The organism is Vibrio marinisediminis (genome assembly GCF_014050145.1).
In the GTDB taxonomy this organism is placed as follows: domain Bacteria; phylum Pseudomonadota; class Gammaproteobacteria; order Enterobacterales; family Vibrionaceae; genus Vibrio; species Vibrio marinisediminis.
The window spans coordinates 304,557-316,442 of sequence record NZ_JACFYF010000004.1; the positions used below are offsets into that span (position 1 = coordinate 304,557).

Genomic DNA, 11,886 nt, shown 5'->3' on the forward strand with positions numbered 1-11,886 from the left:
GAGAACATACTAGGCTAATTGAAATAGCTTCAGATTCTTTGATGATTTTATCGGTAATTGACCCTAAACAACCATTTCAACAAGATTATAGTCAAGCTGTGCAAGATCTCGTCAATTTCTTGCGTTCGGGACTGGGTGATAATCTCCACAGCGTTTATGTGTACGGTAGCGTTGCACGTAAAACTGCCTCTCCACATCGTTCCAATCTTGACGTGATAGTCGTTACTCATCAGAGTTTTAGCCAACAGCGCATGACGCTTTTTAACACCGTAAAATGGAAATTCCAAAAAACTTATTCGCATGTGACAGAAGTTAGCTTCAAAACCGCGTTGGTGAGTGAAGTGGCGTCACTAGACAGTATTTTCTCTTGGGGTTTTCTTTTGCGCCACTGCGCTGTGTGTGTATTCGGTGAAGATCTGTCGGAGTGTTTTGGGGATTATGAGCCAAGTTGGGAGATTGCCAAATACTGGAACAATGATGTTGAAGATTGGCTTGCGGTGTATCGTAATCGAGTTGCACTCGCTAAAGACGACAGTGAACTACTCAAGTCTCAACATCTCATTGCCAAAAAAATGCTTCGAGCGAGTTATTCATTGGTTATTCCAAGAGATCGCGCATGGCATGACTCTCCGATAGCGTGTGGCAAACAGTTCTTGCATTACCACCCTGAAATGCGTGTGGAAATAGAGCGGCTGGTGATCATGCTATCACAGCGCGTTATTGCTAAACGATCAACCATTGGCATGATTGATTCGTACGGGAAATGGTTGGCTGAACGTTATAAAAAAACCGAATTTCGAATTGGTTAGTACTAATTGAGATACCTCACACAATTTGAGGTAATTGATGTGTATACCACTACACTAGCCAGCAACGATTGCTTAAATTGATTCGACTCACATCTTCTTGCAAATTATTGATTTAGTATGAAATTAATGTTTGTTCAAGGATGAGCTACGAGATTGTCAAATAGAGTCGGTCACTATTTTGAAGGATTCAAAAAGCTACTAACGGAGCAGTTGCAGGCTATTCGCGAAGGTTTGCTTTGGATTCTGCCTAGCTTGATGATCATTTCGTTGATCTTATTTGTGGCTTCGCTTGGAGAGTTCATCTTTGGCAAAGATGAACAATGGGTTAAAACCCTATTTGAGCTTTACTACTTCGTTAACGAACTCTTTCCCATCTTACTAACCGCCGCTTTAGCCTATATTCTTGCCATGCGCTGGCGCTTACCTCGTCCACCTATCGCCTTAGTATTGATTGTTTATCTGTCGGTATTTAATCAACTTGTCAGCGTACAAGAGAGCTCTGTTGTCTTTGAGTTATTGATTTCATTAGTGACGCCACTGTATGCTGTCCCAATGATTGCCTATATCTATGGGCTACGTTGGGTAAAGTTTGTCACCAATAACCACTTGGGGCGGATTGTTAAAGAGTCTTTGAACTTAATCTTGCCGTGTATTGTGGTTGGTATCGTCGTTTTAGTCATTAATACTTCGTTGATTCTACTTATTGAATCAAGCAGTTTGCTCACGCTTTTTACCCTCAACTACAGTGATTCTCCGCTCGAGTTTGGCGTGATCTTTGCCATGCTCAATTCATTCTTCTGGTTTCTTGGCGTCCATGGTTATTATGCGCTGCTCCCCTTGGTTGATATATTGCAAAATGCCGTGGATGTGGCGCAATACGATGTCATGACCAATGGCAGTTCTGGATATTTCGTTAATCACTCATTTATGGCGGTGTTTACTTTTGTTGGTGGTGCAGGGTCGACACTTGGGTTAGTGATGGCGTTGCTGCTATTTAGCAACAATCGTGCTTACAGACTGATTGCCATGGCAAGCTTGCCGCTCGGTATGCTCAATATCAACGAAGTGCTGTTATTTGGTCTGCCAATTATATTTAATCCGCGTCTTTTCATTCCTTTTTTACTCGCCCCAGTGGCGAATACTGTAGTGGCCTACTTGGCTGTTAGCTTAGGTTGGGTTGCTGTCCCGGTAACTGGGATGCCTTTTAGTAGTCCTGTTTTTGTTAATGCTTGGATAGTGACGCAAGGTGATATTAATGCCAGTTTACTGCAGCTTTTTAACATTGGGGTTTCTTGTTTAGTTTATGCGCCGTTTGTATTGCTGCACAATCGCACTAGCAGCGCGAAAACAATTCCTTTTTCCTCTTTTGATACTACGTATTCGCGTAGAGCTGAGGAAGCGCATACTTTAAGTGATGATCGTGTGGGTCAGTTGGTGAGTGCGCATAGACATCAGCAAGATCTTGAGAGCAAACTTCACACCTTAAGCGATAAAGAATTTTGTTTGGAGTATCAACCACAAGTGTGTCGGGTTACTGGGCAAGTCATTGGTTGTGAGGCTCTGATTCGTTCAATGGATAAGCAAGGTTCTATTGAATATCCCGGTACGTTTTTACCTGCTTTCGAGCAAGCGGGATTGATGAAAGATATTGATCGCTGGGCCGTCATTCAAGTTGTGCACGATCTAAAAATTGCTATTGCAGAAGGGTGGGCAATACCAACCAGCGTCAACCTAACGCCAGAAACGATACTTGATGCGGATCTTATGGAGCAAATCACTGCGTATATAAGCCGAGTCGGTGAGTATGTGCATGTTGAAATTACCGAAGAATCCTTGCTCAAAGATCGAGATAAAGTCGAGGCTTCACTACATGCGCTGCATAAGGTAGGGGCAAAAATCTATATTGATGATTTTGGTTCAGGCTTCTCTTCTTTGAGTTATCTTACGATGTTTGATGTCGATGCGATTAAACTTGATCGCAGTTTCATTCATACGATTGAGAATATCAAAGGTCAAAAGGTATTCAATGGCTTGATCAGTGTCGCTCAAGATCTTGATTTGGCCGTAGTTGTGGAAGGGGTTGAAACGGAAGCTCAATTGGAGCGTATTCCATTGAGAAACCATTTATCAATCCAAGGCTGGTATTACAGCAAATCCATTCCACTAAAAGCATTGCGCGAATACATTACAACGCGAAATATGACCAATGTGGAACTAGAACAAACCTAATTGCGGCTCGCTAAGGGTTTTAAAATCAAGCCCAATAAATGGCAAAATTGCGTCAGCGACGGGTTTGAGTTGTTTGTCGATGTAGTGTTGATAATCAATCGCGCTTTTTAAATATTCTTTAGGTTCTGGACCATTTAGCGTGATCAAATACTCTATTTGCCCGCGATTTTGATACTGAAGCGGTCGCCCCAGTTGCGCATTAATATCATCAGCCATACGTGCCGCGCGAACTTGTGGTGGTACATTTTTTTGGTATTCACTGAGTTTACGTCTCAGACGCTTTTGGTAGACCAAGCGATCATCGTAGCGTCCAGCTAATGTATCTTCAACAAATTGGCGGACATAAGTACTGGGATCTTCGCTATGAAATACCATTGAATAGAGTTGTTGTTGGAATGATTGTGCTAATGGTGTCCAATCGGTTCTGGCGCTTTCAAGCCCTTTAAAAACAATTCGCTCTTGTTGACCGTCGCCAATCAACCCTGCGTATCGCTTCTTTGAACCTGTCTCTTGCCCACGAATGGTCGGCATCAGGAATTTTTTATAGTGGGTTTCATACTCCAGTTCCAAAATGGAGGTGAGCCCGTAGTCATTAGCTAGGTGTTGAGTCCACCACTGGTTGATGTGTTTGACCAGTTCTAGCCCTATTTTATCGGCTTGCGGCTGAGAAAACTGACCATTAAGAGAGACAAAGGTTGAGTCTGTATCACCATAGATTACTTGGTAACCCTTATCTTCAATCAACGCTTTAGTTTGCTTCATGATCTCATGCCCACGCATAGTAATGCTTGAGGCAAGTCGAGTATCAAAAAATCGACAACCGGAGGAGCCAAGTACACCATAAAATGAATTCATGATGATTTTTATCGCTTGTGAAAAGGCTTTTTCGTTATTGCGTTTTGCTTCATCTCGCGCCGCCCAAAGTGTTTCAATCATCTCGGGTAAGAAATGATGTTGGCGATGAAATTGACCGCCTCTAAACCCAGGAACCGCTTGCTCATTGCCGATACCTATCTCTTGTTTTAATCCTTCAATCAGTCCCATTGGGTCAATGAGAAATGAACGAATAATAGAAGGGTAAAGACTCTTAAAATCGAGGACCAATACCGAATCATACAGATCGGGAATGGAGTCCATCACGTAACCCCCCGGACTGGCTAGCCAATCTTCTGGGTGCATATTTGGCGCCACATACCCAGCGCGATGAAGTTGAGGTAAATAGAGGTTGGTAAAAGCGGCAACTGAACCGCCAATTCGGTCGAGCTCCACACCGGTTAACTTTGAACGCTCAATGGCAAACTCCAACAGGTGAGTTTGGGCGAATATTTTATTCACCAGTACACAATCCTGTAGGTTATAGCGCGCAAGCGAAACTTTATCATGGCGGAACATATGATTGATCTCAGCCATTCGGTCATGCACGTTGTGGATCTGTTTACCTTCGCCCAATAGCTGCTGGGAAACTGATTCAAGTGACCAACGACGAAAGTGATAAGTCGCGGTCTTCAGTGTATCAATGCCATCCATTACCACTCGACCGGGAATAGAGATAAATGATTGCTGGGTGGTATTGGAGGTACGAAAATAACTGGCTTGATTTGCTCGCCCAAGTTGTAGCTTCATTTTGTGCCATTCGGCGCGTTTGTGCAGCAAGCGAAAATCAAAGTCGATAACATTCCAACCGATGATGACATCAGGGTCGTACTGTTCAAACCAGCGCAGCAGGGCGATTAATAGCGCTTTCTCGTCGCTGACCCATTCGATGGGTATGTCCGCATCTTGAGGCTCGCCAACCATAATAACGCGGCTATCCATTGGACTATCGAGACCAATTGAATACAGAATCCCTTTTTCTGAGCACTCGATATCTAATGAGACCACTTTTAGCTTAGGAGCGTAGTCTGATTTGCGACACTTCACTTGAGTGACTTTATGGTAGTGAGACCGTGAGTGAAACTGACCTGTAAATTCAACGCTACCTTGAATAAAGCGTTCCATTAAATATCGGTCAGCTAAGCGAATGTCATTTTCAAAAGCGGTGATATTGTTCAGTTCCAGTGCTTGTACTAAGCGCTGTGTCTCTTTAATTGTGTGGCAATAACAAGCAGACAAGCGAGTTTGATCAAAATGCTTAAGATTAAGTGGCTTGACATCACAGTGTATATTTAATTGTGCGGCGATTTTCGCGACGTCACTTTGGTTCTCTTGTGCAACAAAAAATACCGTCTTTTCACCGTCAATAAGTAACTGGTGAGGACCTTGATCGGTGTTAAGCCAAAGCTCAATTTGAGTTGAACCTTGAATATCACGTGCTTGGCGAGTGAGTAAAAAACCTTGTTGAATAGTCAACGATACATCCCGAAGTTGGTGCGCCTTTTGCGTAATGGATAATACCGATACGAAAAAGGGCGATTGCTCGCCCTATAATAGTTTGCTGCCGCTAGAAGTAAATGATTACGAGAAATCCTTTACTCGCCGCGTTAGAAGTAGATATACGCGGTTAATTTGCCACTCAGTTCTTCATGACCCCAGTGCAGATAACTGACTTCGCTGCGTAGCGCCATATTACGATCCAATTGCCAATGCCAATTGGCGGATGCTTTGGCATTTTGATCAGCATCGCTATCGAGTAGCGCTAAGTATTGACCTTGAATACCGATGCGGTGGTTTTCGGCCAATTGATAAACCACTCCAGCTTCAATACCGCCACCAAGGGTTGCATCATAATCCGTTAATTCACCGCCACTGACTTCACCGGAAAGTAGACCATAAAAATGCAATGATTGTGCGTCACCCCAAGCTTTGCCGTAGCCACCTTGTCCAAACCAGCGACTTTCCAGCTTGCCATCATTAGGCATGCGGTCAAAGCCAATTCGTGCATTCCACGCAAGGCTATCAAACACGCGGTTGCTTGGTGCCAGTGCCATGGCGTCAATAAGGTAGAAACGGTCAAAACGAGAGGTACCTTGCTCATCAACACTCAACTGAGTATCTAAAAAGCTGATTTTTGCACCAGGAATGAAACCTTGCTGAGAGTCTAAAAGATCATGGTAAGCAATACGTCCTTCAAACGTCATCATAACGCCTAGTTGGTCACTGTATTGATAACTAAGACCTGTGCGCGCAGATGCGTGTCCTTTTTCTGGTGAAACTTCAGGTGTAGGCACTTCACTAAATGGTGAGTCGACTTTGATTCGGCTACGTTGGTAGAGCAGCTCAGTTAAGCGTTTCGCTGTTGGATCTCGCTCTAAACCGACGTCGTAAAGCTCAAAGTTGAGCCATTCATAGGCAAATTCGAGTATTGCGGCTCGTTCTTGTTCTGAATATTGCTCAGAGGTAGGGAATTTGCCTTGCTTGGCTTGTATCGCTGCTTCAAATAGCTCGGGATCAATTTCATTTGCCTGATGCAACAAACGTGTACCGAACGACTCGCGATAGGCAGGTCGCTCAAGCAATTGAGCACTGTTGAGCACTTCCACAGTATCCGATGGAATAGCGTGCAGTGGGAATTGATCGATTAGCTGCAAATCATCGCGTGCTAATTCCAATAGCGCTAACAGTTGGTAGGAACAGTTCTCGTCTAAGAAGTAGTAGTCAAACTTGGCGCGCTGCATCTCCCATAGATGAAGCAATATGCGTTCGACTTCTTTTTCATTGAGCTTGAGTTTGTATTCCCAAATGTCACGCGATTCAATGTCGTTGTATTCTCGAACCTTACGATAGTAGGGCATAACGGTAAATCGACCGGGGTAACTACCGACAAGTCCTTTAATGGCATAGAGCGCTGCGTTATCTTGAGTCTCTGGTTCTGCGGCAAAGTTAATCGCGAATGCGACCAGCTCTTTATGACGAGTTTGATCTTTGGCATCAATTCTTAATAATGTATGACCAAACATTGACGAAGGATTGTTCATGAATGCGGTCGGAAAGACCAAAGTCATGCCTTCCGGGTCCAAAACTTCGCGCCATGTCTCCAGCTCAGGGCAATTGAGTTCGGCTTGCTTACCGAGTTTAGATTGCAGCCATGAATAGCGCGCAGGGTATTCACAACGTTTTTGTTCAGCAAGAGTCGCGTCTTCGCTATAGAGCACATCTATCGTCGCTTGCAGTTCTTGCTGAGGAGATGACGCACCTTGTGCAGACAAGTAGAACTCTTCACTGTCAACCGTGCCCTTATATCCAGTAAAAGTGCTGGGAATGTAGTGACCAAGTTTCAACCAATATGGGTCATGAGCAAGCTTTTCTACATTGAGAGAGGTCGCGGAGAACGCAAAAGAAGGCGCGAATAACCCACATCCGATGAGTAGCGCTTTAGAGATAGCTGAAAATTTCATTCAAATCCGTAGAAATATTTTTGTATTTATATAGCTGAGTGTTCTTATCGACCAAACAGTGCCTTGTCCAATGACTAGGGTAAAACACTCAACTATGTAAACAGCTATAAAAAAGTGCCCTAATAAGGGCACTTCAAACTCAATTTGAGTTTAATTAGATTGCGTAACCAGCTAGAGCATCGTTTTGAGCTACTAGGTTGTTTAGGTTAGCAAATACTTCTTGAGAAGTTACGTTCTCTGATTTGAACACTTCTGCGAAGTTTTCTTGAGCTAGAGTGTTGAAAGTTGCTTTGTCAGCTTCTTGAACGCCCCATACTTCAGATAGAGTTGCTAGCGTTTCGCCTTCGCCTTTAGCGATATCGCGAGCAAGGTTATCCATGTTGCCATCGATGAACAGCGCAAGTTTCTCAGAAGAAGAGATAGTGCCGTTACCGTCACAACCTAGAGTACCAAAAGTGATACCGAAAGTTTGGTTACCTGAAGTACCGTTGGTAGTTGCACCTAGCACTTTAAATACTTTGCCTGACTTACCGTCAAAAATCATAGTACCTAGACCACAACCGATGTCTTGATCAGCCATAGCAACTTGAGACAGAGGAAGTGTTGCAGCTAGAGCTGCCACCGCTAGTAGCTTTTTCATAATATGTCCTTAATCGTTATATAAAGCTAACATTAACTTGTTAGCGTTCATGCGCTTGATAATTGGAAATTATCAATGGGAGAAAATAAATGAAATTGGTTTCATTTTCAATGAATGTTACAAAATAAAGAGAGATTAATATCTTGTAGTCGAGATTCTCAACAAGTAAAGGGTAACCCTATGATACTCCGAATATTTGTTGCACTAGCTTCATAACTGAAAATTAGTACTTGCTAAACTTTGCGATTGCGCACATATTTCGGAGTAATGAATTTTTCATTTTTGAGTTAAACTAAGCAACTAATTTGCTATCCACTGTCCTCGGTGGGTGCAGGACCAAAATAATAGTGTGGAGATACAAGTTTGATTAGTGTTTTCCTTGTAGATGATCACGAGCTGGTTCGCACAGGGATACGACGTATTATTGAAGACGTCCGTGGAATGAACGTAGCAGGGGAAGCTGTAAGCGGTGAAGACGCAGTAAAATGGTGTAGAAATAACCATGCTGACGTTGTATTGATGGACATGAATATGCCAGGTATTGGTGGTCTTGAGGCTACCAAGAAAATCTTGCGATTCAACCCAGATGTAAAAATCATCGTTTTAACTGTTCATACGGAGAATCCGTTTCCAACTAAAGTGATGCAAGCAGGTGCCGCAGGTTACCTAACCAAAGGTGCAGGTCCCGACGAAATGGTAAATGCGATTCGCGTCGTAAATAGCGGTCAGCGTTATATTTCGCCTGAAATTGCTCAACAGATGGCGTTAAGCCAATTTTCACCAGCATCGGAAAACCCTTTTGCCGATCTGTCTGAGCGTGAACTGCAGATCATGATGATGATAACGAAAGGGCAGAAAGTCACCGATATTTCTGAGCAGCTAAGCCTTAGCCCCAAGACGGTTAATAGTTACCGTTATCGACTGTTTGCCAAACTCGGTATCAGTGGTGACGTTGAATTAACCCACCTTGCTATCCGACATGGGATGCTAGATACCGAGTCATTATAGTGAGTTCTTCCTTTGATTCGGTTTCTTTCTTAAAGACAGTAACCAACCAACCCGGTGTTTATCGTATGTATAACGCCGAGTTGGTCGTCATTTATGTTGGTAAAGCTAAAGATCTTAAAAAGCGCCTGACGAGCTACTTCCGCAAACAGGTGGATAGTGAAAAAACGCGCGCGCTGGTGAGCCATATCGCCAAAATTGATGTGACAGTGACCCACACTGAAACTGAAGCACTGATCCTTGAGCACAACTACATCAAACAGTATTTACCTAAATACAACGTTTTGCTGCGTGATGACAAATCCTATCCCTATATTTTTATCAGCGCGCACAAGCACCCACGGCTGTCTATGCACCGCGGTGCGAAGAAACGAAAAGGCGAATACTTCGGCCCGTACCCTGATTCCGGAGCGGTAAGAGAAACATTACATCTTATTCAGAAAATATTTCCCGTCCGTCAATGTGAAGATACTGTCTATGGCAACCGTACACGCCCGTGTTTGATGTATCAAATTGGACGTTGTGCTGGACCGTGTGTCAGCACCATTATTTCAGATGATGAATACCAAGAGTTGGTAGAGTACGTTAGGCTTTTCCTACGAGGTAAAGATAAGCAGGTCCTCGAAACTCTAGTTGGCAAGATGGAAGCGGCAAGCCGCGAACTCAAGTTTGAATCCGCCGCTAAATTTCGTGACCAGATTCAAGCGATTCGAAGAGTGCAAGAGCAGCAATTTGTCTCAGAAGACTCAATGGACGATCTCGATGTATTGGGTTTCGCACAAGAGAATGGTATTGCCTGTATCCATATCTTAATGATCCGACAGGGTAAGGTATTAGGAAGTCGTAGCCACTTCCCTAAAATTCCGCACAACACCACTAAACACGAGGTGTTCTATAGCTTCCTCAGCCAATATTACTTGAATCACAATGAGGCTAGGACAGTCCCTACACGTATTATCCTCAATGAAGGTTTACTGGATGACTTATCGTCATTGCAAGAGGCGTTGTCTTCTATCGCGGGCAGAAAAGTGCAGTTTCATGTAAACCCGACAGGGACACGTGCACGTTATCTAAAGCTCTCGAATACCAATGCATTGACTGCGATCACCACCAAAATCAATCACAAGATGACCATTTCACAGCGTTTTTCAGAATTAAGAGAACTGCTGGGTCTAGAGTCAATTCAGCGTATGGAGTGTTTCGATATCTCACATACAATGGGGGAAAGCACCATCGCATCTTGTGTTGTGTTTAATCCCGAAGGACCGGTTAAACAGGAGTACCGTCGATACAACATTACAGGTATTACTGGCGGGGATGATTATGCGGCAATGGGGCAGGCGTTAGAGCGTCGATATGCCAAACAACTTGATATTGAGAAGATCCCAGACATTGTCTTTATTGATGGTGGTAAAGGTCAGCTTAATCGTGCATACGAGGTGATTAGTCACTATTGGGGTGACTGGCCAAAGCGCCCTAGGCTGATCGGTATTGCGAAAGGTGTGACAAGAAAACCAGGTTTAGAAACGCTGATTACCACAGAAGGTGATGAGTTTCATTTGCCTAGCGATGCACCGGCTTTACATTTGATGCAGCATATTCGAGATGAGAGTCATAATCACGCCATTGCAGGGCACAGAGCAAAGCGTGGTAAGACTCGTAGAACTAGTGCGTTGGAAGGTATCGAAGGTATCGGTCCGAAAAGGCGACAAGCATTGCTGAAGTACATGGGCGGTTTGCAAGAATTAAAACGCGCAACTGTCGAAGAAATCGCCAAAGTGCCGGGCATAAGCCATTCTTTAGCAGAAAACATTTATCAAGCATTGAAACAATAGTAAAAATCCAGCACCATAAGAACCTGTTTTTTAGGCAGCAAACAGCGCGCACCATAAGAGCCAATAAATATGCGTTTCAACATCCCTAACATTCTCTCTTTACTACGACTTTTCCTTATTCCAGTTTTTGTCGTAGCGTTTTACTTACCATATAGTTGGGCGCCATTTGCAGCCGCTATGATTTTTTGGGTGGCAGGCTTTACCGATTGGTTGGATGGCATGCTGGCTCGAAAATTAGGGCAGACCTCGCGATTTGGTGCATTTATTGATCCTGTGGCTGATAAAGTGCTGGTGGCTACCGCATTGATTCTGATCACCGAGCATTACCACAGCATTTGGGTGACTATCCCTGCCGTGACAATGATTGGGCGTGAAATTATTATTTCTGCATTGCGAGAATGGATGGCTGAGATTGGCAAACGCGCGAGTGTGGCTGTTTCTTGGGTGGGCAAAGTCAAAACAGTTTCGCAAATGTTTGCTTTATGGGTGCTGATTTGGCGCTACGACGATTGGATGATTTGGTTGGGTTACGCAGCCTTGTACGTGGCGACCGTATTGACATACTGGTCTATGGCACAGTACTTAATGGCAGCCAAAGATGACTTGCTCAATGAAGAGCATCATTGAACAAATACTTAAGAACGGGCGTTAGCCCGTTTTTTTTGTTCCTAAGATAAAAATAGACTTAAAAGTCATGAAATTAAGCGGCTCAGTTGATATAAAAGTAAGCAAATTGGGTGGTTTTGAGTGTAATTTAGCCAAACGATTTAAAATTCAAAAATTAGTGTTGACTCATAAGAGCGAATCCGTAGAATGCATCCCGTACCCAAGAGGAACTCAACGAGAAACCCTTAGGTGATAAAGATGGCGCCTTGGCAGAGTGGCTATGCAGCGGATTGCAAATCCGTGGACCTCGGTTCGACTCCGGGAGGCGCCTCCATCTTTCTTTAGAAAGAATGCGACACTAGCTCAGTTGGTAGAGCGCAACCTTGCCAAGGTTGAGGTCATCGGTTCGAACCCGATGTGTCGCTCCA

The 11,886-nt window shown here is 43.8% G+C and carries 8 protein-coding genes and 2 tRNA genes; 7 read left to right on the top strand and 3 right to left on the bottom strand.

What is annotated here, in order from left to right:
- The first annotated feature begins 41 nt into the window (after positions 1-41).
- Both H2O73_RS09765 and H2O73_RS09770 read left to right on the top strand, forming a co-directional pair.
- Positions 42-809 carry a nucleotidyltransferase domain-containing protein gene (locus H2O73_RS09765; protein ID WP_182108658.1) on the top strand — a complete coding sequence of 256 codons (768 nt, stop codon included), beginning with the start codon at positions 42-44 and terminating at the stop codon, positions 807-809.
- Between the two features lie 153 nt (positions 810-962).
- Entirely contained in the window at positions 963-3,038 is a 2,076-nt protein-coding gene (locus H2O73_RS09770) for an EAL domain-containing protein (RefSeq protein ID WP_246335881.1), read from the top strand.
- On the opposite strand, the gene H2O73_RS09775 is transcribed toward H2O73_RS09770, so the two are convergent.
- The 3 genes from H2O73_RS09775 to H2O73_RS09785 all read right to left on the bottom strand — a co-directional run bounded on the left by H2O73_RS09775 (position 3,024) and on the right by H2O73_RS09785 (position 8,012).
- Entirely contained in the window at positions 3,024-5,387 is a 2,364-nt protein-coding gene (locus H2O73_RS09775) for a DNA polymerase II (protein WP_182108659.1), read from the bottom strand. The two genes, H2O73_RS09770 and H2O73_RS09775, sit on opposite strands and share 15 nt — an antisense overlap.
- Positions 5,388-5,518: 131 nt before the next feature.
- Complete coding sequence (locus H2O73_RS09780; RefSeq protein WP_182108660.1) at positions 5,519-7,372, bottom strand: Lnb N-terminal periplasmic domain-containing protein; 1,854 nt, start codon at positions 7,370-7,372, stop codon at positions 5,519-5,521.
- Positions 7,373-7,526: 154 nt separating this feature from the next.
- Positions 7,527-8,012 carry a DUF3015 domain-containing protein gene (locus H2O73_RS09785; RefSeq protein WP_182108661.1) on the bottom strand — a complete coding sequence of 162 codons (486 nt, stop codon included), beginning with the start codon at positions 8,010-8,012 and terminating at the stop codon, positions 7,527-7,529.
- A gap of 363 nt (positions 8,013-8,375) precedes the next feature.
- Between H2O73_RS09785 and uvrY the strand changes: the two genes are divergently transcribed.
- From uvrY to H2O73_RS09810, 5 genes are all read left to right on the top strand, one after another.
- Entirely contained in the window at positions 8,376-9,020 is a 645-nt protein-coding gene (gene uvrY / locus H2O73_RS09790) for a UvrY/SirA/GacA family response regulator transcription factor (protein WP_182108662.1), read from the top strand.
- Positions 9,020-10,852, top strand: a complete 1,833-nt coding sequence (gene uvrC / locus H2O73_RS09795) for an excinuclease ABC subunit UvrC (protein ID WP_182108663.1) — start codon at positions 9,020-9,022, stop codon at positions 10,850-10,852. The genes uvrY and uvrC overlap by 1 nt, the downstream gene beginning before the upstream one ends.
- Before the next feature lie 69 nt (positions 10,853-10,921).
- A complete protein-coding gene (pgsA, locus tag H2O73_RS09800; RefSeq protein ID WP_182108664.1) occupies positions 10,922-11,479 on the top strand; it encodes a CDP-diacylglycerol--glycerol-3-phosphate 3-phosphatidyltransferase in 558 nt (185 codons plus the stop codon).
- Positions 11,480-11,718: 239 nt separating this feature from the next.
- A tRNA-Cys gene (locus H2O73_RS09805) sits at positions 11,719-11,792 on the top strand.
- An 18-nt stretch (positions 11,793-11,810) separates the two neighbouring features.
- Positions 11,811-11,886 (top strand) — tRNA-Gly (locus tag H2O73_RS09810).